At 61.7% G+C, this 24445-nt stretch carries 21 protein-coding genes and 1 pseudogene; 7 read left to right on the top strand and 15 right to left on the bottom strand.

What is annotated here, in order from left to right; all coding sequences use genetic code 11:
* Positions 1 to 92 precede the first annotated feature (92 nt).
* The 3 genes from ACXJ16_RS17085 to ACXJ16_RS17095 form a co-directional block, all read right to left on the bottom strand.
* Positions 93 to 2390, bottom strand: coding sequence for a TonB-dependent receptor (locus ACXJ16_RS17085; protein WP_463922733.1), 2298 nt, complete (start codon positions 2388 to 2390; stop codon positions 93 to 95).
* Positions 2347 to 3321 (bottom strand): FecR family protein, encoded by a 975-nt coding sequence (locus ACXJ16_RS17090; RefSeq protein WP_463922734.1) that lies wholly within the window; start codon positions 3319 to 3321, stop codon positions 2347 to 2349. The genes ACXJ16_RS17085 and ACXJ16_RS17090 overlap by 44 nt, the downstream gene beginning before the upstream one ends.
* A gap of 82 nt (positions 3322 to 3403) precedes the next feature.
* Positions 3404 to 3928: an RNA polymerase sigma factor gene (locus ACXJ16_RS17095; RefSeq protein ID WP_463922735.1), complete on the bottom strand. Its 525-nt coding sequence runs from the start codon at positions 3926 to 3928 to the stop codon at positions 3404 to 3406.
* Between the two features lie 255 nt (positions 3929 to 4183).
* On the opposite strand from ACXJ16_RS17095, the gene ACXJ16_RS17100 reads away from it, so the two are divergent.
* Complete coding sequence (locus ACXJ16_RS17100) at positions 4184 to 4660, top strand: RcnB family protein (RefSeq protein WP_463922736.1); 477 nt, start codon at positions 4184 to 4186, stop codon at positions 4658 to 4660.
* Between the two features lie 48 nt (positions 4661 to 4708).
* On the opposite strand, the gene ACXJ16_RS17105 is transcribed toward ACXJ16_RS17100, so the two are convergent.
* The 3 genes and pseudogenes from ACXJ16_RS17105 to ACXJ16_RS17115 form a co-directional block, all read right to left on the bottom strand.
* On the bottom strand, positions 4709 to 5218 hold the full coding sequence (locus ACXJ16_RS17105) for a DUF2141 domain-containing protein (RefSeq protein WP_463922737.1): 510 nt from the start codon (positions 5216 to 5218) through the stop codon (positions 4709 to 4711).
* Positions 5219 to 5338: 120 nt separating this feature from the next.
* Positions 5339 to 6013, bottom strand: coding sequence for an outer membrane protein (locus tag ACXJ16_RS17110; protein WP_463922738.1), 675 nt, complete (start codon positions 6011 to 6013; stop codon positions 5339 to 5341).
* Between the two features lie 201 nt (positions 6014 to 6214).
* A pseudogene (locus tag ACXJ16_RS17115) lies at positions 6215 to 7275 on the bottom strand (IS630 family transposase).
* Positions 7276 to 7604: 329 nt separating this feature from the next.
* Between ACXJ16_RS17115 and ACXJ16_RS17120 the strand changes: the two are divergent.
* Positions 7605 to 8702: a hypothetical protein gene (locus ACXJ16_RS17120; protein ID WP_463922739.1), complete on the top strand. Its 1098-nt coding sequence runs from the start codon at positions 7605 to 7607 to the stop codon at positions 8700 to 8702.
* 247 nt (positions 8703 to 8949) lie between these two features.
* Here the strand turns inward: ACXJ16_RS17120 and ACXJ16_RS17125 are convergent, their stop codons facing one another.
* The 3 genes from ACXJ16_RS17125 to ACXJ16_RS17135 all read right to left on the bottom strand — a co-directional run bounded on the left by ACXJ16_RS17125 (position 8950) and on the right by ACXJ16_RS17135 (position 13867).
* Positions 8950 to 9783 carry a diacylglycerol kinase family protein gene (locus ACXJ16_RS17125; protein ID WP_463923287.1) on the bottom strand — a complete coding sequence of 278 codons (834 nt, stop codon included), beginning with the start codon at positions 9781 to 9783 and terminating at the stop codon, positions 8950 to 8952.
* An 872-nt stretch (positions 9784 to 10655) separates the two neighbouring features.
* Entirely contained in the window at positions 10656 to 11729 is a 1074-nt protein-coding gene (locus tag ACXJ16_RS17130) for a PepSY-associated TM helix domain-containing protein (RefSeq protein ID WP_463922740.1), read from the bottom strand.
* The gene (locus ACXJ16_RS17135) at positions 11729 to 13867 is read right to left on the bottom strand and encodes a TonB-dependent receptor (RefSeq protein WP_463922742.1); all 2139 of its coding nucleotides are present in this window, start codon (positions 13865 to 13867) and stop codon (positions 11729 to 11731) included. Before ACXJ16_RS17135 ends, ACXJ16_RS17130 begins: the two co-directional genes overlap by 1 nt.
* A gap of 100 nt (positions 13868 to 13967) precedes the next feature.
* Here ACXJ16_RS17135 and ACXJ16_RS17140 point away from each other — a divergent pair, with 100 nt between their 5' ends.
* From ACXJ16_RS17140 to ACXJ16_RS17150, 3 genes are all read left to right on the top strand, one after another.
* Positions 13968 to 14435, top strand: coding sequence for a hypothetical protein (locus ACXJ16_RS17140; protein WP_463922743.1), 468 nt, complete (start codon positions 13968 to 13970; stop codon positions 14433 to 14435).
* A 104-nt stretch (positions 14436 to 14539) separates the two neighbouring features.
* Positions 14540 to 14734 carry a hypothetical protein gene (locus ACXJ16_RS17145; protein WP_463922744.1) on the top strand — a complete coding sequence of 65 codons (195 nt, stop codon included), beginning with the start codon at positions 14540 to 14542 and terminating at the stop codon, positions 14732 to 14734.
* A 155-nt stretch (positions 14735 to 14889) separates the two neighbouring features.
* Complete coding sequence (locus tag ACXJ16_RS17150; RefSeq protein ID WP_463922746.1) at positions 14890 to 15381, top strand: hypothetical protein; 492 nt, start codon at positions 14890 to 14892, stop codon at positions 15379 to 15381.
* On the opposite strand, the gene ACXJ16_RS17155 is transcribed toward ACXJ16_RS17150, so the two are convergent.
* From ACXJ16_RS17155 to ACXJ16_RS17170, 4 genes are read right to left on the bottom strand one after another with little or no spacing between them, the layout of a single operon-like run.
* Positions 15368 to 19135 (bottom strand): conjugal transfer protein TraG N-terminal domain-containing protein, encoded by a 3768-nt coding sequence (locus ACXJ16_RS17155; protein ID WP_463922748.1) that lies wholly within the window; start codon positions 19133 to 19135, stop codon positions 15368 to 15370. The genes ACXJ16_RS17150 and ACXJ16_RS17155 overlap by 14 nt on opposite strands.
* Before the next feature lie 12 nt (positions 19136 to 19147).
* Entirely contained in the window at positions 19148 to 20572 is a 1425-nt protein-coding gene (locus ACXJ16_RS17160) for a conjugal transfer protein TraH (RefSeq protein WP_463922750.1), read from the bottom strand.
* Between the two features lie 53 nt (positions 20573 to 20625).
* The gene (locus ACXJ16_RS17165; RefSeq protein ID WP_463922752.1) at positions 20626 to 21201 is read right to left on the bottom strand and encodes a hypothetical protein; all 576 of its coding nucleotides are present in this window, start codon (positions 21199 to 21201) and stop codon (positions 20626 to 20628) included.
* Positions 21201 to 22055 (bottom strand): conjugal transfer protein TraF, encoded by an 855-nt coding sequence (locus ACXJ16_RS17170; RefSeq protein ID WP_463923288.1) that lies wholly within the window; start codon positions 22053 to 22055, stop codon positions 21201 to 21203. The genes ACXJ16_RS17165 and ACXJ16_RS17170 overlap by 1 nt, the downstream gene beginning before the upstream one ends.
* A 105-nt stretch (positions 22056 to 22160) precedes the next feature.
* Here ACXJ16_RS17170 and ACXJ16_RS17175 point away from each other — a divergent pair, with 105 nt between their 5' ends.
* Both ACXJ16_RS17175 and ACXJ16_RS17180 read left to right on the top strand, forming a co-directional pair.
* Complete coding sequence (locus ACXJ16_RS17175) at positions 22161 to 22460, top strand: type II toxin-antitoxin system TacA family antitoxin (protein WP_463922754.1); 300 nt, start codon at positions 22161 to 22163, stop codon at positions 22458 to 22460.
* A 21-nt stretch (positions 22461 to 22481) separates the two neighbouring features.
* On the top strand, positions 22482 to 22997 hold the full coding sequence (locus ACXJ16_RS17180; protein ID WP_463922756.1) for a GNAT family N-acetyltransferase: 516 nt from the start codon (positions 22482 to 22484) through the stop codon (positions 22995 to 22997).
* Positions 22998 to 23023: 26 nt separating this feature from the next.
* Here the strand turns inward: ACXJ16_RS17180 and ACXJ16_RS17185 are convergent, their stop codons facing one another.
* Positions 23024 to 23629 carry a S26 family signal peptidase gene (locus ACXJ16_RS17185; protein ID WP_463922758.1) on the bottom strand — a complete coding sequence of 202 codons (606 nt, stop codon included), beginning with the start codon at positions 23627 to 23629 and terminating at the stop codon, positions 23024 to 23026.
* Positions 23601 to 24440, bottom strand: coding sequence for a type-F conjugative transfer system pilin assembly protein TrbC (locus ACXJ16_RS17190; protein ID WP_463922760.1), 840 nt, complete (start codon positions 24438 to 24440; stop codon positions 23601 to 23603). Before ACXJ16_RS17190 ends, ACXJ16_RS17185 begins: the two co-directional genes overlap by 29 nt.
* Between the last annotated feature and the right edge of the window lie 5 nt (positions 24441 to 24445).

Below are 24445 nucleotides of genomic sequence, written 5' to 3' on the forward strand. Positions count from 1 at the left end.
CTGTCGGCTTACGGAGCAGCGAGATAGTCTTGGAGCGCTGATCCAGTCATCTGATTAGGCCAGTAAACCAGGCGGAATCCTCCGATCCTTGATCAAAAGCTACGTTCCAACCTGAGCATTATCGTTCTAGGCTGTTGGGGCGTAATCTGCGGCTGCAGTCGATAGGTGAAGGGGTTGCCAAAAGCGAAACTGTTCGAGCGATCGTCGAGAAGATTGGAAACGCTTAGTACGGCGCGCCACTGGTCACGCGCGATCGATACACCGGAGCCAACCATCCATCGGGAAGGGACTTCGAGCGGCCGCGTTGGATCGAATCCGAGGCGCGCAGTATCCCAGTAATTCGCGGAGACATAGGCGCCAAGCGTCCAGTCACCGAGCCGACGTCCCCAGGTCAAACGAGTGCGACCGGAAATGTCAGGCAGAACGGGAAGCCGCACATCATCCTGCACCCCCTCCGCGCTGTCCAGACGGCCGTGCTGAGCCGTCAGCGACAATTCAAGGCCAAAGTCGCGCCACGTGCCTCGCGCCGCCATTTCAATGCCGTAGTTTGTGGCATTACCGATGTTGGTGGTGACAACCAGCCCGTCAAAACCGACCCTGTCGCTTTGGAGATCCCGCCAGCGAAGTGCGAATGCCGTCAGGTCGAGGTCGAGGTAGCCGTCTAGAAGCGAGAGTCTGCCGCCTAGCTCGACATTCCGGAGCTTGTCCGATCGAAAAGTTGTGAGAGTGCCCGCACCGTCCACGCTCCTGCCGCCGGGACGAATGGCGCTGGCATAGCGTAGCCAGAGCATCCGGCCATGAGCAGGGCGCCAGGTCAACGCGGCGCTGGGGGATATGCCATTCTGTTCGATCGAGGGACCGGTGGTGGAGCGGGGATCGTCCCAGATATTGGAAACGAAAGCACGAACACCCGCCGTCAGGTCGACCGTCGATGTCAATGCCAGGGTGGCCTCTCCGAAAGCGGCAGATTCCAGGCTGAGATTGGCCTGAGTGCGCGCTTCCTTAGTGGCAGCAGTACCGGATGTGAAACTGCCCATGTTGGTATTGATGGCATCGACGATCGATACGCCGGCCAGCCATCGAAATGGTCCTTGCGAACGGCTCAGTCGGAATTCCTGCGTGATCAGAAAGACCCCCCGCGTCTCATCGAACGCGACCGGGCCTTCCAGGCCCAGCGAACCAGCCATGCTGCTGGCATCATAGCGGCTCTTCACCTCATTGCTTTCGATCGCGGTCGATGACAGGAAATCCAGGTTGCCGATCGGCCCCTTCGCTTCGACGCGGAACAGCATGAACTCATTGCGGCTGGGCTCGGCGACAGCCGTCGAGCGCGTGGTTCCTTGCGTGGCGTAGGGGGTATCGCGAGAGCGCAGATTCTGGGCGACGAGAGAGACGTCCACCGTCCAGTCGTCATCCGGCTTCCACCGCATCTCGAGGCGCCCGCCAGCGCGGCGCGAGCGGTTGATATCGGACCGGCTTCGCCCGGCGTCGTCGATCCAGCCGCCATCACTTTCAAGATAGGCATTGGCGCGCAGGGCAAGCGTGTCACGGTTAAGAGGCACGTTGACCCACCCCTCTACGGCACCTCCCAGACCGCCGCCTTGAACGGTCGATCCCTCGATCGCGACATGCCCCGACGCCTCATTCAGTTGTGGCCGGTTGGTGACGATCCTGATGACCCCGCCTAGGGTCCCGGCGCCATAGAGGGTCCCTTGGGGGCCGCGCAGAACCTCCACGCGGTCAATATCTACGAGCCGCAGGTCGGGGTCGGGCAGGGCATAGTTTATCCGTGCATCGTCAAGAAAGAGCCCCACGGTAGACTGGGTCGGTCCATTGAACGGACTGTCCGCCACGCCCCTGAGGAACAGCCTCTCTTTCCCTGGCCCGAGATGGGTGGAGAAAACACTTCCGGTTTCCTCGGCGATGTCGCTCGAGCCGCGAGCAGGCGATCCACCCGAAAAGCGATCGCCCTTGACGACCGAGATGGCGACCGGTGCCGTGGAAAGAAGCTGATCCCGTTTAAGAGCGGTTACGACGATTTCGATAGGTGGGGCGGGGACAGGTTCGGGTGCGACGGGCGGCCGCACCGCTTTGCTCGGGTAGGATGGAGCTGGGACGAGCTGCCACAACGCCGACGTTACACGCCGAGCCCTCCACCCGCTGCCTGCCAGCAATTTGCCCAGAGCTTGTCCCGCCTCCATGCGGCCACGCACGGCTGGCGTGCGGATCCGCGGCAAACGGCCCTGCACGGCGATTGAAATCCCGGCCTGCCGCGACAAGACGGCGATGGCTTCGCCCAACGTGCCTGCAGGAACATCGACTGTCCTGGTCTGCGCCGCTGCAGGATCAGCGGCCAGACCGGCCCACAAGGCGAATATGCCGATCGTCACGACGTGCCTCGATGGGAAGTATCGCACTGATCTGATCGACAAGGTCGGAACCGTTCCTGATGAGTAATATGCCGGACAGCTTAAGATGTGCGATCGCCGGATCGACCTCTACCGGCTTGCCGGTATATCGGGACAGGTCAGCGGCGACCAGCGGCAGCGGCGCATTATCGTAAACGAGACGCCCTTGCCGCCAACTGGCAACCGATGCTGGATCGGTCTCGCTGATCACTGCATCGCCCGTTTTCTCCTCACCCTGGAACGCGTGGCCGGCATTCACCCTCGTGGCCTGTTGATCCTGCCACGCGACATCGACGATGCCCTGCTCGACAGCGACGAACAACTGGCTTTCGCCGCGTGTGACGGTGAACCGTGTACCAATGTCGTGAACGGTGAAAGCACCCGACTGGATTTCGAGAGGCCGGCTATTCTCATGACGGACATCAAAGTAAGCGGCGCCCTTGTCCATTCGGACCTTGCCGTTCGAGCTCATTGCGAATTGGCTATGCGCATCGAGTGTCGCCTTGCCTCCTCCGGGCAGGCTGATGGTCCGCTGGCTATCGGCAGTCGCATAGACGACGGGCTGATCCACAGGCCCAAGAATATGTGGCAGGCCCAGGAGCGCGGCCGTCAGGGAGGCCGCCACCGCTCCGCCAATCCACCAGCGGCGCGAGCGGCTGGCAGGTTCGACATCATTGACGCCCATATCGTTAGCGGCGGCCAGCTCCATCTCGCGATTCTCCGGCATGCCATATTCACGCGTATGCGCCTCGACTTCGGCATCGATCATGGCGATGCGATCATAGGCCGGCTGGTGATCCGGCGCCTCATCGAGCCAGTGCGCAAAGGCGTCCCAATCGGCACTGCCCGTCAGGACCTGGACATGCCACTGCGCGGCTGCCTGTTCTATGTCGTTGTCGAACTCGCGGGTCACGGCAGCGGCCTTTTCATCATCGATCTGGGGTTATAAAGGGGAGACGGCATGGACGGCCCATCACCCCACCTGCAGAAATGGCTCATTCGTCGATTTCCTTCGCGAGATGGCGAAGGGCCGTCGACATATGCTTCTCGACACCTTTGCGCGAAATTCCAAGTTGCCCGGCGACTTCGGCGTGACTCAACCCATCGATGCGATGCAACCGAAACACGCGCGCGGCCCCGGGCGGCAGGGACGCCAGCGCCCGGCCGATGCGCGCGGCTCGCTCTTGTCCCGAAACTTGTGCAAAAGGGGAGGGGGATTCATCGAGAAAATCATCGCCCAGACGGCTCGTATTGCTGTCCGTCCAATCCTCTTCGCGCCTGGCACGACGCGCCCTTTCTCGTGCGCGGTCGACCACGAGGTTAAGTCCCATGCGGTGAAGATATCCGACCGGATCGGCGACGGGCCCATTTGTCCGGTCTAGCCGCAGATAAATCTCCTGGACGATTTCCTCCGCTTCGGAAGGGTCTCGCGTTCGCGCGAGAAGAAAACGGAACAACCGGTCCCGGCTCGAAAGAAAAACCGCGGTTAGTCCATCAGGGCTCGATGTCTCCCTAGACATGGTCGCAGCATCCCTGACAAGGCTCCAAGCCGCAAACGGATAGAGGATTTTGATCTTCTGGCATCATGCCTTCTGCTTACATCCAGTCATGCCATCACGCCAAATTTCGCGAAGGCCAAACAGGCAATTTTCATCGCGCGATTGGGTGGAGGAATGATGGAGGTGGTCTCCACCGCTTCTCCATGGAATGCCGCATCTTCCTCCATGGGCGAGGGCTATCGCTCCTTTTACCCAAATCGATGCAAGGAGCATGAAGTGACTTCAAATCTTTCTTTGAGACTGGCGGCAGCCTTTCTGGCCGGCGCGTTGCCGACGATCGCCCATGCCCAGACTTCGGAATTGCGGCGTGACCGCGAGGAAATCCGCAGGGCTGAGCGCGATCTCGATCGGGCCGAGCGGTACGGCAAGGATCGCCATGTGCGTCAGGCGCGCGAGAACGTCCGTGATGCCCAGCGCGAGTATCGCGCGGACTGGCGCGACTATCGGTCGCGCAACCGGAGCGTCTATGCGCGAGGACAGTGGCGGGCGCCATTTGGCTATCAGCGCTTCTCGCAAGGATCGACGCTGCGACCGGGCTATTATGACCAGCGCTACTTCATAAGCGATTATCGCCGCTACCGTCTCCCCCGGCCGCCGGGCAATGCCCGCTGGGTGCGTCATTATGACGATGTGGTCCTTGTCAATCCACGGTCGGGCAGGGTGCTCGACGTCATTCACGGCTTCTTCTGGTGACCAGGGAGGGCTGGCTCGGACGGTTGCTCGAGCCTGCCCTCCTGCACATTATCCGCCGGAAAGACCAAAGCCCTTCAGGCCTTTGAGATACTGCATGCGAATACGCAGCGACAGGGGGGCGCTGGCGAAGGTCACAGTGGCCTGCGAGACGCGCGGCCTCGCCGAGCCCAGCGAGCGAGCGGTCGGTAGACCGAGGCCATCCTTGCCGATGCTGAACTTGTCGCGGCCGTCGCGATCGTGAATGACGATGAGAGCGTAGCGCCCCGGCCCCGGCGCAGTCATGCAGAGCCGGACCGGTCCTTGCGCGGGAACGGGCGTTACGGTCCGCCGAAAAGTCTTGCCTTCCCCGAGCAGTTCATCCTTGGCCTTCAGGAAGTCAGCTTCGGTCGCCGGATACAATTCGATGAACAGGCGGCCTGTTCGATCTTTCAGGTCTTCGACTGAAACATCGATCGCAGAACCGCTACAGGAGGCGCCATGCGATGCCTGCGCTGCAAATGGCACGAAAAGCACCGCGAACGCGGGAATACAAGCGATAGCGAAGTCGGACGATTTCATGTGGCTATCCATTGAAGCGCCGACCTCGCATTTACACGATGACCACGCCGCTCTTTCAAGCGGCGTGGTCGGCCCTGGTGCGACCCGAGGGCATGCTTTGCAGTCAGGCAAAAGGGTGGATCAGAACTTGTAGCGAACGCCCAGAGTGCCGGACAAAGTGCGCATCGTCGGCTCGTAGACGGCCGCCTGGCCGCCGCTTACGCCGTCGAACTTCAGGCCGCTGATCTGCGTGTAGCGTCCGCCAACCTCGACCGTCACCTTGGGCGCCACCTTGAAACCGACGCCGGCACCGACATGCCACAGCAGGCCCCAATCCTTGCCCGAATAGCTGCTGCTGGTGCCCAGCAAATTGTCGGTGCGGGTCAGGTTGGCGTCCACCCGCGCCACGCCCACGCCGCCGCCGACATAGGGTTCGATGAAGGTGCCGGTGGGAATGTCGACATAAGCGCCGAGCGCCACGAACATGGCCTTATTCTTGCCTTCGCCCGAGAAGCCGTCCTCGTCCAGGCCCTTCGCCTTGACGCTCATATAGCCACCGGCCTGCTCGACGCGGACCAGGCCGAAATCATAGCCGCCGCCCAGTTCACCGATGACGCCCGACTTGTACTTCGTCTTTTCGTCGAACGTCGATCCGCTGGGCAGATCGGCGGTGTCGAGCTTCTGATCGGGGCTGACGGCCATGCCGGCGCGCGCGACAGCGTAGAAACCTTTGTCGTCGTCCTGGGCGTAAGCGGCGGAGGTCATTGTCGGAAACCCGATCAGGGCAGCCAAGCACATCTTGGTCGTATAACGCATTTCAATTTTCCCGTCGTTTACGCCGCTCCCTGTGAACGGCGTTTGCAAGGGGTTTAGGCCGCCTTTCTGGATGTCCGTGGTAGAAGCGATGGATGTTCGATGAAGATCGCGCATTTTCATTCGATAGATTCAAACATGAACGTGCATCACATGCGTGAACTCTCGAAGCTTGGCTCGAAAGCTTATACCAAGAATCTCTGATCATGACCTATGCGCCCATTTGCGTAACCCGATGGACATGATGCGCCATGGCTGATCGGTGAGGCGGTTCCAGGCGTGGCAGCAGTGGTCCACGACGTTGTTGTACGAGGAGAAGATGCGGTTCGACAGCCAATTGTCGCGCATGAACTGCCACACGTTCTCGACCGGATTGAGTTCGGGACATTTGGGCGGCAGCGGCAGGAGGGTGATGTTGGCCGGGATGTCGAGTTTTCCGGACATGTGCCACCCGGCGTGATCAAGCATGAGCACGGCGTGAGCACCGGGTGCGACCTGGCTGCTGATCTCGGCGAGATGCATGTCCATGGCCTCGCTGTTGCAACGAGGCATGACCAGCGCGGCGCCTTTGCCTTCTGCGGGACAGATCGCCTTAAAGATCCATGCCGAAGCCCGGCGCAGATCACGGGGCGCGACGGGTCTCGTCCCGCGTTTGGCCCAGCGGTGGGTGATCTGCGTTTTCTGCCCGATCCGGGCCTCATCTTGCCACCACAGCTCTATCGGCGTGCCTTTGGGCAGGCACCTTCGGATTTGCGCCAGACGGGCGGGGAAGGCTTTTCAAAAGCGGCAATATCTTCAGGGCGCTGCCCCTGATGGCGTGGCCGGGCCGAGAGCTTGCGATAGCCCATGTTCCGAAGTTCATGTCCCAGCGCCTGCTTGCTGATCGAGATTTCGAACTCCTCCCATAGCCATTGGACGAGGTCGATGATCCGCCAGCGAACCACACCGTGAACAGCAGGAATAGGGCCCGCTTCGATGGTTTCGGCCAGCGCGCGTCGATGGCAGTCGTCAAGGATAGTATCCGGCCCCGGCGCCTTGCGGGTTTCCAGACCGTCAGCACCATGCGCGTTGAAGCGCAGCAGCCAGTCCCTGACAATCTGCAGCGTGACCCCGCCGACCTTGGCTGCGTCGCTTCGGCTTCCGCCGTCGAGGATCGTCGCAATCGCGAGCAGACGACGTACTTGGTCTGCATCCTTGGCGCGGCGAGCAAAGGCCGGAACCTACCCTGGGCTGAAATCATCTCGAAGTCTGACTGGCGCGGCCATGGCAAAACTCCAACCGTTTGCGATGGTGAATAGCGTCAGCGCCAAACCCGATACCCTCGGTGAGTCAGATTCCACAGGTTTTGGTATTATTGACGGTCTGTCGAGGGACAAGAGCAAGAGTTTAACGGCCTCGCGCTCTTGGGGTGAGCATGACCCAATTGAAATTGCGAGGCCTCCACCATGCCTCCACCGATCCTCGCATAGGCATCCATCGATTGCCCTTAATCCCGCAAGCACAATAGCCGGGATTTCGACATGGCACGTCCCATCGAACCCGAGACGTCAACTCGCGGGCCACCATGGCCGGCCAACCATGTCGAGACAGCAACATGAATACTCTTGTACAACACCCTCTGCCGCGCTTCATCCTTGCCCTGTCGGTCGCAACCCTGGCCGTCACATCTCCAGTGCTTCTCCCGTCAGATGCCTTCGCCCAGGCCGACATCGAGGTTGTTGGCCGTCGGCATGAGGCTCCCGCCACAATGGCAACCGTCGCCGTCGAGGATGTCTTCAACATCATCGGCTTCGACAATGTGAAGCCTGGAAGCAAAGGCCGTCTCGAAATCGGCCCAGAAGGGCTGAGACTGCAGACGGACAAATCCGATGGGAGCATCGCTGCAAAAAACATCGGCTTCTTTGCCATAGATCATAGCACCAAAGCGTTGCTTCGAGGGGCTCCCGGAGTCCTGGCCAGTCTTGCTCCCAATGGGGCAGGGCAGATCTACAGCGCGATTCGGCCCGGAGCCGAAACACTGACTCTCTTCTACCGGGATGACAATGATGCCCTTCATGGGGCCGTCCTCCTGCTTCCCAAATCCAGCAAGGAGGAGGTGATCCGTGCCTTCGCTGCGTTGAACCTTGAGCCAGGTGACAATGCCACGTTGGAGGAAGTGTTTGCCGACCGACATGATGCTTTTCTTCCGGTCAAGAATATGGACCCATCGGACGATTTGCCTCGACCGCTGAGGAGAGCCGTAGCGATCACGCCGCCGAAGGCGAATGGGCTCATGCCCCCGGCCTTTACCGCCGCAACCTATGAGGCGATGATCATCGAAGTGAACAAGGGCGGCACGTTCAGCGACGTCTGGCGGGAGGGCGACAATCGCGCGGACCCTGATGCCTTGCATCTTAGCCTCGACATCACGGAGTATAAAAAAGGCAATGCGGGTGTCCGCGGCGCCATACCGGTGATCGGTATGATAGCCGGGAAAACGCTCATTCAGGCTGATCTTCGGCTGCAAGACGCATCGGGCGAACTGCTGTTCGAAAAAGAGGTGAAGGGCTCAAAGCGCATGATGGGTGAAAGCATTGCCGCGAGCACTAGTCTGGCGCAACGTGCCAGCAAGGCGTTGGCAAAAGCGCCGGGCTTGTCAGGCACCCCCTCAGCGAACCGAGAAGTCGCAATGAGACAGCCAACGCCGCGCTGATCCGCGGTTGACCGCGATGGTGCCTCGGTGTCCATGCATATGAGTTGGCCACATTCGTGGTATGCATGGGCACCGCGGTATCGATATGTAAGAGGGTCTCTCGCTATATTGGGAATCTGCCACGTAACTGATGTTGCAGGCATGTCTTGCCGCACCGAGTGACCAAGTCAGAGAGATTTTCTCTGCACAAAACGCTCGCCGTCGAGGTAGCCCCGCTAGTCCTATTTGCGCAACTGACGCGCGCCCTTCAGTCAGGTACCAGGAATTCCAGCGGTGGGAGCTGCCTTATGATCAAATCGCCGCCTGGAAATGCTTCGCCATCGAGAATGAAGTTGCTTTCCAATCTAAGAGACACCTCATCGGTCGCAACTTGCTGATATCCCATCGCCGCTATGCTCGGCGGATAGCGCCCGGCCAATAGGACGGGAGCAGCAATCGCCAGAAACCGTGGAGGTGCTGCCACGTTCAAGATCCGCATCCCAGGCTCTCCCGTTCCAAACGGCTTTACTCCCGCAGGCAGATGTCGAAGCGTAGAAGCCAGGAAAAGATAGCGCCGCTCCATCTCCGCGGGTTCATTTGGTAAGCGAACGCACATTTCCTCGCCCCGACGCCAAATATTGGCGTTGTTAGCAAAGGCAGACTGCATGATCGCAGTCGCGAGTGCGCAGCCCACTGCCAGACCGCTGAAAGCCCCAAGGCGATGGAAACGTTGGGCAAGATTGGTGGCATGCACGAAAGCACCTGCGCCAAAGAGAAATCCCACCAAATTGCTGTGTGAAAGGTCTCGATAGGCGATTTCTATTGGCGACCGTCGAACTGTCCTTAGTCGCGTAAAGAACGCTAACGCGTCCAGAAGGTGGAAATCCATCGGTACGTTCAGATCATGCGCAAGGGCATTGGTCTTTCCGGATGGCAGGATAATCAGGCGCGGCATCTGGTCTCCATAGTGACGGCCCGCCACACTCAACACGTCGCGAACCGTGCCATCTCCTCCGTCAATAATGATTGTTCGCACGGAGCGATGCCGGAACTGAGCAAGCACAAGATTCAGCTCGGCTCCTGTCTGCGGCCTTCTCACCATAATGTGGGAAGGCAACAGCCCGGGCTGGCTGAAGGCCAGTTGGTTCCGATGCGCTCTGGCGTTAGAGATGACACCCAAAGGCGTTCTCTGCTCCAGGTCGAAGGCTGATGATAAGCAAATTGGCCGGGTAGCCTGACGCTGGTCGAGCACATGCGGTGGCAAGAAGAAGGGCTTTCAATATTCCTATGTCTTGCGATTGTGTCGTTCATTGATGTGGGATGGCAGGAGATATGATCGAGAACCAATGGAGGATCTGAGATTTAAAGGAATGCGCTAGTGCTGGTAGGAGTTTGAGGGGATCCCAAAAACCAATTCTATCTCCAGGAGATGAGTAGCGGTCGTTCTGACCCAGTCCGTGAAGATGTATCCGGTGGGAATGAGAACGATTTTGGCAAGATCGAAGCTGATTTGGGCTGCAGATTTTGCATGAAGAAGTCGAAGTTTACAGGCGAGCAGATAGCGTTTGCGCTGCGTCAGGCGGAGGTGTGCCGGAAGAAGATGGGCGTGGGGGTTAACCACAGCCGATGAAGCGTCAGATCTTTCTTTCTGGCCGGCTCCATTCCGGGAACAGGGTCCCCTACATTCCATTGAAGGGAAACCGGGGGGCGTCGATCCGGTACGACCCCTGCTTCCGTTAGCCCCGCAAAACTCAAGCCATGTTCAGCAGCCTTAACTACTGACGGCGCCTCCACACCCGCTACGATCGCTGTGCCCACGCCTTTGTCTCAGCCATCTGCATCGCTCCCGACGTCATTTCGCAGGTCGATCAATCAGCCCTGTTCTTAGCTTCGTTACTGCCTCATCACAGATTTCGACCCGCCCAAGCGAGGCATGACCATGCATTTCGATAAGTGTGACACAACTGAAGATGTTCAAACGGCTTTTCTGACCACCTGCGCTTTCCTTCCGCGTTTGAACCAAAAGGTCCACACCGTCAGGCTGCCGAGCAGCCCGAGCGCAAGGCCGGAAATTGTCATCATGAGGCGAAAGGCCAGTCCGCCCACTTTCCCGGCATGCAGCGGGAAGAGCATGTTATAGCCCTGCACCTGCCGGGGCGCGGTGCTGGCATCGCGCGCCTCCACCAGCATGCCCGTGTCCGCCGCGAACCACAGGGTCGTGCGGCCGTTGGGCAGCCATTCCCAAGGCTGTTTCATGCGCAGGGTGATGAGGCCGTTGTCCTTGCGCGGCAGGGACAGGCTGCGGAAGCTGGCGTCCGGGAAACGGGTCCGCGCCTGCCGGACCATCGCGCCCCAGTCGAGCGTCTCGCCCATCGGCACCGGTTTGCCTACCGGCGGCTTGGCCGCGCGGGCAATGGTCTCCGCCGCGCCCGGCCCCAGCAGGACGGACGAAAGCGGACGGAACACCAGGATGCTGCCCGTCACGAACGACAGCAGCAGCAGTGGCGCGACGATGACGCCCAGGTCGCGATGATGGCGCACGATCGCCGGGCGGCTCATCCGTTTGGGCAGCAGGCGGAATTCAAATGTCCGCCGCGTCCGCCACCAAAGGATGATGCCCGTGACCACGAACAGTAGCCCCGCCAGTCCGGCCACGCCTATGATCATATGGCCCGTCTCCCCGGCGAACAGCGTCTTGTGGAAGTCGGTCAGCCACAGTTCGGGCCGCGCCCATAGGCTGTCCCAGCGGGTGACGATCATGCCCGCCTGATCGGCATAGGCGCCCGCGCCATGGCGAAAGGCGAGGCGATCCATGCCGAAATCAGGTGAGGCAAAGGTGATCATCTCCGGCCGTTGGGCTGGATCCTGCATCATCGCAGTGACCGCCTGTGCGATCCGCCCCGTGTCCTGCACCAGCGCGTCGCCCTTGTGAGGGGCGATGGTCCACAGATCGCGATGCACCAGGATCGCGCCCGACAGGCCGAGCAGGGCGAGCAGTAGCCCCACCAGTCCGCCGGTCCAGCGATGAAGAAGGTCCAGCCAGCGCATCAGAAGCGATAATTCCAGCTCAGTGTGAAGTTGCGTCCGCGCCCGCTGAAGAAGCGTGCATCGTCGGTCGGTCCCTGCGTGTCGGTCAGGTAGGTAATATAGTAGCGGTTGGTCAGGTTCTGCACGCTCAGGCTGACCTGTCCGACGGGCAGGTCGTAGCTGACATAGGCGTCGAACACCTCATAGCCCTCGAAACCGTTGGCGTCTGGTTGCCCGGCGAAGGTGCGCGACAGGTAGAAGCGGCCCTGCGCCCGCGCCGCGAACTTGCCGAGGCGATAATCGGCGGTCACGTTGATGCGGTCGGGCGAGATATTGCCGCCGTCGAGGTCCGCATCGAGTATGCCGTCGCCATTGGTATCGGTGCGGCCGAGGATATGGCTGTAGCCAAGGCCCAGCTTCAGCCCCTTGAGCGGCATGGTCGCATTGAGGTTGAGGTCTAGGCCCTCGACGCTGACCGGCTGGCGCGTTGTGCTGTAAAAGCCGTCCGCGCCGCGCACCAGAACTTCGCCCAGCTTGCTGGACGACCAGTAATAGCTGACGCTGGCATCAAGCGGGCCGCGCACGATCTCGAAGCCGATTTCCTTGTTGTTGGATACGACGGGCGTCAGTTCCAAGTAATTGTCGATCCTGACATTGGCGAGATTGATCGACCGCAGGATGCGGCCGATATCGGCGACCGTATAGCCCTCTGCATAATTGGCGTAGGCGCGAATGCCCTTGACCGGTTCCAGCACCACGCCTCCATTCCATAGCGCGCGGCTGAATGAGGGCTTTCCACCCGTGACTGCCCGCGATCCGGAGGAGGCGAGGGTGGTGTAGTTCGGCACGTTGAGCTGGACATTCTCGTAGCGCACGCCGCCCGCCAGCCGGAGGCGCTTGTCGAACAGGCCCCAGTTCAGCTGCCCGAAGGGCGCCAGGCTGCGGAAGTCGGTCTGCGGCACCCAGCTGCGCCCCGTCACGACGAGCGATTGTGCGGTGCGGTCGAACAAGGCATCGAAGCCGGCGGTCGCGGTCAGGTCCGGCACGCCCGGCACCGCGCGCTCATAGCTGATCTTGCCGCCCAGCTTGCGTGAGATGTTCTGCGACTGGTCGAACAATGTGCCGCTGGGCGCGATTGACGCGTCCTGGAAGGTCGTCAGCGTGCCGCCGCTGAACACATTCTGGATGCGGTTGTAGAAGCCGAGGAGCGAGAAGGTGCCGCCGCCCAGATCATTGTCGATCAGCGAGGCCGCCAGCATCTCCGTCTTGCCGGACGCCTGCTCGCCCAGCGTCGTGCCGAGCTTGCTGGTCGAGGGGATGTTCAGTGCGCGGTTGCCGTCGACATTCACATAATGATTGTTGCCGGTGATCTTGAAGCGGCTCGCCAGCACCTCGAACCGGGTGCTGGCCGACAGGTCGATGCCGACGCGCGCGAAAAAGGACAGGGTGTCGGTATCCTGCAACTCGCTGTGGTTGGCGTCGATACCGACGCCCTTGTCATGGCCGTCAAGGAAGACGCCGCGCCGCTCGAACGCTATGCCACCGGTCGCATCGAATGCGCCTTGACGATAGCTGAGCAGTGCGCCGACCTTTCCGCCAAGCGATGCGCTCGAAAAGTCATTGCCCGCATTGCCTTGCAGGAGGAAGCGGCCGCTGATCCCGTCCTTCTTCGGCGGGCGGACCGTCACCTGATTGACGACGCCGCCGGTTGCGCCGATCCCCTGCAAAGCGTTGGAGCCATAGATCACCTCGATCCGGTCGACGAAGAAGGGGTCAATGGCATAGCCATCGCGCGCGTCGTTGCGGATCGGTGTGGACTGCGGAATGCCGTCGATGGCGTAGAGCGCCGAGCGGCCGCGCAGCTTCACGCCCGACCCATTGATCTTCTCCTGCGTGGGGGAAAAGGCGGGGAGCAGAGCGGAGACCGCGTCCACCGTCGATCCGGACACCGCGACCTGCCGCGCCAGTTCCTCCTCAGAGATGACGTCGATCGTGACGGGCAACGCGCTCGCGGGGAGCTTCGTGCGGGCTGCGGTCACGATGATATCGTCGCCGCGCGACCCGACATCGGGCGTCTGGGCGAATGCCAGCGACGGCGATAGGGCGGCTGAGGCCATGAGGAAGATCACTAGGTGGGTGCGAGAAAGTGGATTGGACATATGGACCCCGTTTAACTAATGCGTCGCATTCGCATTTTTCTGGCGCTCTAGCGGTAGGAATCTGATTTGTCGCCCATAAGTTGCGGCGAACATCGGTTTCGTGCTGCTCCTAACTAGTGATCGTGGTTGGACTGCAATCGCCCGGTCATCCGACGATCGCGGCTGTTATGGCCTGCCTTCGCCGCCACCGTTCGCCGCGCTGATCCAATCCGTCGAGACCGCCCCGCCCGGCGATGCGGCCCGGCTTGTCGACAATTTCAATGGCTTGCCGTTCTCGGTTCGGCTCGAACGCACCGCGCCGGACGACCTAGGGGAGGTGCCCGAAAGCATGGCGTCGCTCGCCGACGCTTATCGCCGCGCGCTCCTGCATCATGCCGTCCTCATAGACGGCGGACCGAGCCGGCTGAACGGCCTCTTCGGCGATCGTGCCCGCTCGTTTTGGTTTCTTGTTCCCATCCGCATCGCGATGCAGCACCGACACGGCGGTGTCCTCGTACTGACCGGCAAGCCCGCCGACGTTCTGCGCGCTTATCTCGCCCAGCGTAGTCTCATCCGCCTCGTCGGCTAAGTGGCGCAGTTGATTGTTTTTAGTTCGCCCTGCCCAGACGACGGGACCGCTCCAGCGGCTGACGCTGCGCGTTCGCGCGTTCAGCGACGACCTGAAGATGTAGGATGTCACAACCGGAAGCAGTCGCGATATCCATGTGCTGGCAGGCCTTCGACGAGATGAAGCGCCGCATCGTGAAGTTGGTCGAGGAGCGGACCCGCCTTCTCGCGAGAATTGCGCATGACATGCGAACCCTTCTGACCCACCTGCATTTCGGCGCACCGAAGTATTTGCGCTCTTTGATGGGCACTGAGGCGTGACGTACTCTAGCTCCTCACGCCCGACAGCGTGTTTATAGAAAGTTCGCCGCATCAACCAGCGTCGATCTTTTCGGTGCGGTTTCGCGGGCGCACCGACTCACTAATGTTGGAAAATCGACAGGGTTTTCGCTATAATCGCAGTCAAGGAATGACCGATGACTATCGAAGGCAACATGAAGGCAATCGATCCCTCAACGCCACGGCTGAAACTGGCCGACTGGCTATGGCGCCCGTGGTACGCCAAGATGTGGTGGACCGCGATCCCTGTCTGGTGGCTGGGAAAGGCTGCATCGACACAGATTTCGATGCTGGAGAATTTCTACGAAAGCGCGCTTTCCGGATATCTGAATATCCTCTTTTTCCCAATGACAGCGCTTATGGTGCTCGGGGTTGGGTTCGCGCAACGCTGGTTGGATCAGTTTCAGTTCCATAGTTCTAAGGAAGCCGTGGACGGTGAGGATCACGGTGACGAGGGACGTCGCTTTCGCGATCCGTTTGATGATTTTCCCAATGGACGGCCGGGCCAGCCGCACTGGTCGGTGGACATTTTTGATCCAAGATCCGGCTCACTATATATTGGAAATCCTCTAAATCCGTTGAGTGGGTCACATATCCCCAAGAACGGAACCAATACTATCGGCTTTTAAAGCGGCTATCGCCATCTCCGGGACTCCCGTCGATATCCGTCGAGAACCGGCCGGTTCTCAGTACAGAATTCTGCTCGATTGAGGTGAGCGGTCCGGTGATGTCGAAGGTGGCCCGTCCGGCATCTGCCTCCTTGAGATAGCGATTGCGCAGGCCGTCACTGCCGAGAATTCGGGTCGAAAGTTCCTCCGAGAAGGCCGCCTCAGGAGTGCTGGAACGAGCCGCAGCACGATCTGCCGCAGCGAGTGCATCGCGAACCTCATAATTGACGATATCGAGGCTCGATTGGGCACTTTCGGTGGTTTGTCCCATGTCGGAACTGCTGAATCCCAAATTCGCACCAAAGCGGCCGGAGGTCGATCTTTCGAGCCTCGGATCCTGGGCTCGCCCCCGCTGATTACCCCGGCGCGGAGCGCCGGTGCCACCCCCCAAATCCTTCGTATTAGATGTGGCGACCGATCCGCCGATCTCAGCGCCGACCGTCGTTCCCATCGAAACCTGATCTTGTGCCGATCGCGTAAGCCCCCGCTGCCATCCCGTCTGCGCGATCACGGCCTGCACGTCCCGCTGAAGCGTGTCGGCGACCTGAGGCTTCAGTCGCCATTCGCCCTTGCGGTCCATTTCGAACCCGCCACGCAGCCAGTTGGCAAGCATCGCCTGCCCTTCGGCACCGCCGCCCATGAAATGTTCGATCGTGTCCGGCCCTGCCTGTTTGCCGGCTTCGAAGCGCGTGCTGGTATCGCTGCGCGCCGATCGACTGAATGCCGTTCCGCTGGAAACCAGCAGATCATTGTGGGCGAAGCTGAAGCGTGCCTGACCGCCATTGGCGATCGCGCCGAGTTGGCTCTCGTTGATGAGCCCCGCCTTCCACATGGCGGCGGCAGTCTGGGGTGTGAGATTGAGGCTGAGGTCGCCGTTCTGGTCCGTCGCAATCTGGCGTTTCGTGAGATTGATGCCACTGTCGGCCAGAAGGCGCTGCATGCGAGTCAGTCGCTCGCGATCGACGATCGACGTTAAACGCTCATTCCGCGCACGGTCGCCGATGCCCTCGGCGCCCCCCTCTGCCATGTCGACCTGATTTCCCGCCGTACGGCTGAGGGCCTGGATGAAACTGTCCAGCCGCGCCGCCTCGCGCGTCGAGACCCCCGCCGCTGCGGCGCCTTCGGCATACCCAAAATTCTCCGATTGCCGGCGCTGTTCACCGATGCGCGCCGCGGAGCGTGTACCATCGGGGCCAGCTTCCCGTTGGGCATCCAGCTTCCCTGAACGTTCGGCGAAATCATAGCCAGCGGCTTCTTTCGTGCGGCCATAGATAGTGGTGCCCTCGCGAGCCGCCTCCGCGCTGGCACCGTCCGCAGTACCGAGACGCGTGGCGGCGCTGTACCGTTCGAGCGCGGCTTCCACCTGGGCCTCATTCCTGCCGGTCGCGCGGGAGAGTTGGGTGATGGCAGTGCTTCGCGCCTCGCCGGACAGCGCATTGATGAAGCCGATCCGCCGCGAGGTTTCATCGACGGAAAGGCCAAGCATCGACGCTGCCTGCCGTTGCCCCTGGTTCCCGCCGCTACGCCAGGCCTGTTCGGTCGCGACATTGGCCCGCTCGACGCCCGTGACATTGTCACCTGCATAGTCTCGCCGCCCCTCCATCGCGCCCACCTGGACCTGCGCGCTCGTGAGATCGTTTCGGAGCATCTGCTCCTGGTCGAAGCTGTTGGCGATCAGCTTGGCGAAGGTCGGGTCCGCCTGGGCCTCGCCGACAACGCCTGATGCCTTGAGCTGTGCATCCTCAGAGGAATAGCCGGCCCGCTCGAAATGCCGCGTCGCCGCCTGCATCATCATTCCATAGGCTCGGCTGTCACCGAACGCTCGCCACTGGACCAGATTCTGACTGAAAGCCGCGAAGGTTTTCTCACCGGTCTCGCCTTTCCCGAAATAGCTCGTGCCGAGACTTCGCAACGCGTCTTTTTCGGCGAACTGGTGGATCGCTGTCGTGGCGGCATTGGCCTGCACGGCACGGGCAACCTGCGGATCGGCCAGATCGCGTCCGCCAAGCACTGGCGCCAGGCTCCCCAATTGACGAGCCCCCTCGAGGCCACCAAGCGCGAAGGCAGTGCCGCCGGCCGTTCCAGGGCGTTCGCCGAGAATGTGGCCGGCCTCGCCATAGATCCGATTGGCACCGAAGGCCGAGCGCTCACCAAAGTCGCCGAAGCTCGTGGCCGCAGCGGCGCGCGAACGTGTGCCCATCGCCGAGGCCTGCGCTTCAAGCGCCGACGCCTGGCCTTCGGCCGTGCCCATGGGCGCCGCTGCGGCCGTGCCCTGGCCCGCAATGCCAAGCGATCCCGACGTGAAGGCGGTGAACACATTGCCGCTGAAGCGAAACACCGTGAAGACGAACGCCCCGGCGAGCCCCGCTGCCGCCGTGCGGAAGCTGCCAAAGATCGCCAGTGCTTTCATGGCCGCAGAGGGGGCAAGCAGCCACGCATTGGCGGCCAGCGCGTTCGAGCGCAGTTCCTCAAGCGTTGCGATCGCGCGCCCCAGCGTGAGTTGATAGATGCCAGCGTCGATCACGCCCCAAAGTGCCACGAACACAAACATGCCCAGCGCGAAGCTGGCAACGCGCAGATTGATCGGCGTCAGGATGAACAGGAGGGCAATGGGGATCATGAAGAGCATGATACCAAACACCGTCGCACGGATCGTCGGCATCCATTCGTTTGCAACGGACATGGTCGCAAGGCCGTTGGAAATTACGGCGCGGTTCGCCATCACCCGCGCGGCGCTTGCCGGAGAATCCTCGAACAACACATCGCCCACGGTGCTGCCGAGCAGGATATGCGTCATGAACGCCTGCGCGGTCAGCGGATGGCCAAGCATCATCTGGCCCATTTCGCCCAATTGCTGCCGGCATCGGGCCATCTGCTGGGCATTGCCGGTATCATAGCCGGTGCGCGCGCAGACCTGGCGGCTATATCCCTCAAACAGTGTCGGGTCGGACAGGCGTTCCGTGATGTGCGTCCAGGAATCGGCGCAACTCACGGTCGTCCCTCCCTTGTCCGCCGCCGTATAGACCGTGGAAAAGGTTGCGGGACCGGCCATCGCTGCGAATGCTGCAGGCAGGTCGGTCGATGTGCGAAATAGCTGATCATCATCCACGCCATAGGCGGCCGAGACCCGGGCGACGGGATAGCATTGGCGGACATAGTCCTTGATCGTCGCGTCCAGGAAGATGTCGGTCATCGGACCGCGCGGCGAAACGGCATTGAGGAACAGATCAAAGCTATGCCCGCCAGCGCCGAATTCGATCTTGGCATTGGGATCGAGCGTGTTGTCGTCGATCGTCTCAACGACCGCGCGCTCCATCATATTGGTTGCGCCCGCGACGAGCACGAGCAGGTTCGGCACTCCGCCGACGGGCTGATAGGCGTTTCGTACCCGATCATAGACATGGACCGTCCCGGTCGTCGCGATCAGGCCGACAAACAGACCCACCCCTATGAGAATCTGAAAGCCAAACGCGACCAGTCCCATGCCGGTCCCCCGCACGCTGGCGATGATCGCGCCCAGCCCGATGCCGACGGTCGCGACGATCATCACCAGAGTCTCGTAGCGTGGATCGCCAAAGATCATCGAGACGAGGCGGAAAGCATCGACCGTCTCGGCGAACCCGTCATAGGTGTGGAAGCTCGTATCGACCGCCAGTGCGGGCGATGCAAGGAAGAGGAAGGGAAGGGTGACAAGTAGCCTCAGGGCCCGGTGCATGGCGGTTCGATCCTATTGATTGCGAGCGGCAGCACCGGCGGCGTCGCGGGCATCGCGGTCCCGGTCGCGCAGTAGTCCTGCATAACTGGCCGAGAGATTCGCCTGGCCCAGCGCCGCCATATAGCTCTGACGCATCTGCGCGCGCTGGCGCAGCACCTCGTCCCTCAGATCGCGCAACTGCTCGAGCCCCTTGGACAATATTCGAGTCTGACAGACATTGGCATTGTTGCCGTCGGCCGATCCCGCGACCGTCGCCCCACGCTCGGCATTCGTCACGGTGAAGTCGATTGTGCGGGTGAGGTCGTTAAGCATCTGATAGGCTAGGGTAAGCGCAACCAGTTCATCGGTATCCGCAATCACGGAATCGACTACGCCCTGGCGTACACCCCACTCCAATATTCGGTAGACCGGAAGGGTTCGAACATTGGCGACGAATTGGCGCTCCTCCGCAGATAGCGCCGCGCGGGTGCGGATCTTGGTGGCGATCGACTGCATGCGCTCGCGCGCCAGGACGAGAGCGCCACGGCCGGTTCCATCCTGCGCGCAATCCGCCGCCGTCGGCGGCAGGTTAAGCGAGCGACGCTGCACTCGCCCGGTGAGGAAGTCCTGGGCGCTTTCGGTGTCCTGCGCCGGGCATTGCGGAATAGCCGTAAAGAGCGGCACCCTGTCGCCATCATCCCAGCGCATATAGACATCTCCTACACGCGCACGCATCACGCTCGCCCAGTCACTGGCACCTACGCGCGAGGCAGCATGAGAGAGGAGTGAACCGGTGCGGAAGATGTCCGTGACCTCTGCCGGGCAGTTCGCAAGCGCATCCTTCAAATCCTCCGTGGGATTGTTGTTGTTGGCCTCTATCTTTTCGCGACTATTCTGATAGCTCTTCGCAAAACCCTGTTTGACCGATCGATAGCCAGTCATCTCCTCAATGATCCCCGACATATTGTCGTCGCCCTTCGCAATCTGGACCATTCGATTGGCGAGGCGGCAATCGTTGACCTGGATCGAGTTCAGGAAATTGGTGGCGGCCTCCATCTTCGAGATGATGTTCCCCATCTTCTCATCCAATGTTTCGAGAAGATATTGGAAGGCGACAGCAGGGGCCGCCTGGAGAATACTTTCCAGCTTCTGGACAAGATAGTCTGGATCGAGGAACGACATGCCGCCTAAGAACATGTCGATCCCGCCGCAGCCGGCGCGCACCTTCGGCAGGCTCACGGACATGAGATAGTCGTTATGGACATCGACCCGTCCCGACATGCCGCCGGCCGTGACATAGCCCCGGGTCTGATCCTCGAAGCTGCCAGGGGAGGTGTAGGTAACATTATCGAACCAGCTTTCTGCCCAGCTCTGTGCATGGGCAGGCGTGGTCGAAACCACCGTGGCGAGGAAGAGGGTGATCAGCGCGCTTAGGGCTGCGCGGGGGCGAGCGAACATGGCGGACTCCGGACAAGCGTGGCTGTTCGAGGAAGGACTGAGGTCGCCATCGCTCAATGCCTTCCTAGTCGGGTCGCCGGCAGCCCCACGATGCCAGTGAACTTCGACATGGCCCGGACACCGACAGCGGGCCTCACGCCCGTCAGCATCTTCGCGGCCAGATAGAGGTTGCGCGCAAGGTTCGGTGCATGGTCGGTGCCGATGGCCATTGGGACAACGCGCGCATCGTCCGCGATCGGTCGCACCCAGGCAACCGGATGCCCGACCCAGGGCAAGCCGAGGCGTCCCGAACGCATCATCGCCTCCCGGGCACCGATCGTGCGGACCTGCCAGCCATAGCGTGTGCTCAGAGCCGTCAACTTGTTCCAAAGATCGCCACAAGGCACGCAGCCGGGTGTCGTCGTCATCTCGATAACGAACGCTGCACCGTGCCCGCGCAGCGTGGTCGTGAAGTCGTCAGGGAATTCGCGGGTGAGGGGAACCCGCGACAGCCATGCCTGCATCGTTTTCGCGTCGCTGACCGGGTGGATCGCAGCCCGCATGGCATCCTCCCGAGGGACAGTCTGCGCTGCGGCCGAACCCATGCCGACAACCAGGCCAGGGATTCCAAGGAGGATGAGCGCACGCATTACGGCCTCTGTCCGGTTGAAGCTTCGACGAGGTCGCCGCCGAGCGCCCTCGGATCGGTCGCCGACACCGGACCATTGCCCAAAGCGTCGAAGAAACCGGCATCCTCGCCCGGACCGGTCATGAACTGCTCGGGCCGGATGTCGCCGCGGAGCAGACGCACCGCTTGATAGGCCATCTGCGCGAGATTGGGATAGGCCTCGACGCCCGAAGCGATGATCATGCGTTGCTGGCTACCCCGGCGGATGATCATCGTGGTGGGCGTAGTCTCGACCCCGAACCGCGCGCTCACGCCGGGCCGCTTGTCGAGATCCATGAGCGTCACCTGCCAGCCCATTTCCTCCTGGAAGCGCTGGATGATTGGCCACTGGACCCGGCAATAGCCACATGTGGTGCGCGAGAACATCACCAGCGCGAACTCGCCCGCGTGGGCGCGCAGATAAGAGCGTCGGATTGCATCCTTCTCGGCAGACATTTCCGAGCGCGCGTCGCCGACCATCGGATTGGCGGACTTTGCGTTGAGTTCGGGATATTGCAGCATCGCGATTTGGGTGACACCGGCGAACGCGCGCGCCTTGCGCCGCGCAAAATCTTGCAACCGCCAGAAGTCTGCTACGGCATCGACGGTCAGGACAGTCGCAGCATAGTCCCGCTGATCCTCTATGAGCTTGCGGATCTTGGGCGGCGTCCAGGTCGCCAACTCCGCCATCGGCGGGATGACCGGTTTCACGAGCGTATCGGGCTCGCTCTTTTCTTCCGGCTTGGGCCTAGGCGCTTCATACCACCAATAACCCTGACGTTGCGCTTGAGGCTGCCCCGTCGCTTGCGCATTCGATGGTTGCGGGGCGCAGAGCATCGCCATCACCGCGAGACCTGTTCCTCCTACCCGAAAATAGGTATCGCGTGAATGTATTGACAATGTCGTGGCAAAATACCAGATACGCCCAAGGAGTTTAGAGACATGGCACAAGCTCGTTCGGACCGAGGCGCCTCGCCGCGCAAGGATGACGTGATCCAGATCCGCGCGGCTGCGGAGCTCAAGGCACTGCTGAGCCGCGCGGCTTCGCTGCGGGGCCAGAAACTCTCCGAATTCATGCTCGCGAGCGCACGGCGGGAAGCGGAAGCTGCTATTCTGGACCAGCGAACCTTCTTCCTCGATGCCAAGAGCCATGAGCGGTTTCTGTCCATGCTGGATGCGCCGCCCGCTCCGTCGCCGAAGCTTGCGGAACTGATGAAGCGTCAACCGCTCTGGGAACGCTGAGCGAACGTCGCATCCGATCCGATGACCAAGCGCCGCGTTACGCCTCCTGAGCGATTGAACCTCGACCATATCGTTGACGGGTTCGACAACGGCCGGCATCCCTCGCTCGACCACTGGCTCGCCGAGCGGGCACTCGCCAGCGAAGGCGCTTCGGCGCGCACCTATGTCGTGTGCGATGCCAGGCAGCAGGGCCGGGTTGTGGGCTATTATACGATCACAACCGCCATGGAGGAGCGGGCGGCCCTCCCGACTGCCAGGCTGCGTCGCGGGATGCCGGACAAGGTTCCACTGCTCCTGATCGCCAGGCTCGCCGTAGACCGGACCTTTCAGGGTATTGGCCTCGGCGCCGACCTGCTCGCCGATGCGCTGCGGCGCTGCGCTGCCGCCTCGGAGATCGCCGGTGTCCGCGCCGTCATCGTGCATGCGATCGATGAGGATGCGGTGGGCTTCTACGAGCGGCGCGGCTTCATCGCATCGCCTCTCGGAGAGCGGGTACTGCTGATGCCCATCGAGGCCGTCCGGGCTCTGCAAGCCTGATATTAGCCAGCCGGGTCCGCGCGCCCTCACAGGATGCGCTCCATGCGAACGAGATCCGCGATCGGCAGCAGCCCAAAATAGCGGCTGTCAAACCCTTGGGGATGCGTCGAGCCGACATAGGCCTTGCCGGCGGGAATGATGCCGCTCCATTTCATATGGGTGAGCTTCAACCCGTTATGGGCCTGAGGGAGGCTCACACCCAGCAGTCGACCATTGCAGTAATAATGCCCGTCCCGACTTTCCGGTTTGAGCAGGGAGGGTGTCTCGAACATCGTGAGACGGTCGCCGGGCAGGCAGAGCGCATGCTTGGTGACGGAAACAGGTTTCGGGCCGGCAATGGGATGGTGCAGCGTGAACATCACATAGTCGCCGCGCATGATCGGCCTGGGACTTTCGATCACGGCGTAGGCTTCGATTGACGGGCTCATGACCAACGTAATCTTCGGCATGAAACATGCTGCGAAATAAGCGGGAGGCAAGACCACGAGCATGGCGCGCCAGAGCCGACCGGGGTGGGCAGGCTGATCAGCCCCCGGGGCTCCGAGCGCGATCGCAGCCTTGCGCGGCAATTGTCGCAGACGCGGCCAGAGGCCGGCAATCCATCTAGCGAGCAGACAGAAGAGCCTGAGCATGGCTTACCTCCTCTTTCCCGCCGAGGCGGGCATAGGCTTCGAACATTCCGGAAAGAGCGCTGTCGCCGAGGACGACATGGCCGGCGCGGGGGCTGTCATCGTCGCGTTCGCAGTGGGCCTCGGTCGGATCGCCAGGGATCATCGCGAGAGCGGGGACCTGGACGATGCCATGCTGTCGGAACACGATCGGGTCGATGACGAGCTGGACGTCGCGCATGACGCAGTTGGGACCTTCACAGCCCGGATCGAGCCGCAGGATCTGGGCCGTCAGCTTCGCCATCGGGCCCATCTTGCGAAGTCCGCCCGGCACGCCGCGAAACGCCATCACTCCATGAACATGCTCGAGCTGGACGGCATAGTTGCGCAGCGTCGAGATCGGCATCGAGGAGGAGACGAACAGGACCGGTACCCAGCCCCTGGCGGTCACCCCCGGGCCAGCCTTGGCGAGCGCCTGTTCCTCAGCGGGCTCGAGCCCGAGTGCCCGGCGCAATGCCTTGGCCTGCCGCTCTCGCTCCGCCGCAAGGCTCGCTTGCCCGCGTGCCTGGGCCGCGCGAGCACGGGCCTCCATGTCGGGCGCCGGTGTTCGGCCACGAAGCCCCTCGAACGCGCGTCGTCGGTGCGCGGGATCGTCCGTCCGCGGAAGCGTGGGATCGGGCACTCGCCCTGCTGCGTCCTGCCCGCGCGCGATAGCGCTTTCGAGCCGGTCCATGCTGACCTCGCCCTGATCGGCGGCGGCTTGCCTGGCAGCGTCGCGAGGGACGTCACTCGCGCCGCCCTGCGCAAGTGCAGCGGTGGCCGCGCCAATGAGCATGATAG

It is taken from the genome of Novosphingobium sp. TK71 (assembly GCF_055361505.1).

Coding starts and splice junctions, on each gene's coding strand:
- ACXJ16_RS17095 (WP_463922735.1), bottom strand. CDS start 3,928: ATGTCTAGGGAGACATCGAGCCCTGATGGACTAACCGCGGTTTTTCTT.
- ACXJ16_RS17105 (WP_463922737.1), bottom strand. CDS start 5,218: ATGAAATCGTCCGACTTCGCTATCGCTTGTATTCCCGCGTTCGCGGTG.
- ACXJ16_RS17110 (WP_463922738.1), bottom strand. CDS start 6,013: ATGCGTTATACGACCAAGATGTGCTTGGCTGCCCTGATCGGGTTTCCG.
- ACXJ16_RS17120 (WP_463922739.1), top strand. CDS start 7,605: ATGAATACTCTTGTACAACACCCTCTGCCGCGCTTCATCCTTGCCCTG.
- ACXJ16_RS17125 (WP_463923287.1), bottom strand. CDS start 9,783: ATGGTGAGAAGGCCGCAGACAGGAGCCGAGCTGAATCTTGTGCTTGCT.
- ACXJ16_RS17130 (WP_463922740.1), bottom strand. CDS start 11,729: ATGCGCTGGCTGGACCTTCTTCATCGCTGGACCGGCGGACTGGTGGGG.
- ACXJ16_RS17135 (WP_463922742.1), bottom strand. CDS start 13,867: ATGTCCAATCCACTTTCTCGCACCCACCTAGTGATCTTCCTCATGGCC.
- ACXJ16_RS17145 (WP_463922744.1), top strand. CDS start 14,540: ATGTCACAACCGGAAGCAGTCGCGATATCCATGTGCTGGCAGGCCTTC.
- ACXJ16_RS17150 (WP_463922746.1), top strand. CDS start 14,890: ATGACTATCGAAGGCAACATGAAGGCAATCGATCCCTCAACGCCACGG.
- ACXJ16_RS17155 (WP_463922748.1), bottom strand. CDS start 19,135: ATGCACCGGGCCCTGAGGCTACTTGTCACCCTTCCCTTCCTCTTCCTT.
- ACXJ16_RS17160 (WP_463922750.1), bottom strand. CDS start 20,572: ATGTTCGCTCGCCCCCGCGCAGCCCTAAGCGCGCTGATCACCCTCTTC.
- ACXJ16_RS17165 (WP_463922752.1), bottom strand. CDS start 21,201: ATGCGTGCGCTCATCCTCCTTGGAATCCCTGGCCTGGTTGTCGGCATG.
- ACXJ16_RS17170 (WP_463923288.1), bottom strand. CDS start 22,055: ATGCTCTGCGCCCCGCAACCATCGAATGCGCAAGCGACGGGGCAGCCT.
- ACXJ16_RS17175 (WP_463922754.1), top strand. CDS start 22,161: ATGGCACAAGCTCGTTCGGACCGAGGCGCCTCGCCGCGCAAGGATGAC.
- ACXJ16_RS17180 (WP_463922756.1), top strand. CDS start 22,482: ATGACCAAGCGCCGCGTTACGCCTCCTGAGCGATTGAACCTCGACCAT.
- ACXJ16_RS17185 (WP_463922758.1), bottom strand. CDS start 23,629: ATGCTCAGGCTCTTCTGTCTGCTCGCTAGATGGATTGCCGGCCTCTGG.
- ACXJ16_RS17190 (WP_463922760.1), bottom strand. CDS start 24,440: ATGCTCATTGGCGCGGCCACCGCTGCACTTGCGCAGGGCGGCGCGAGT.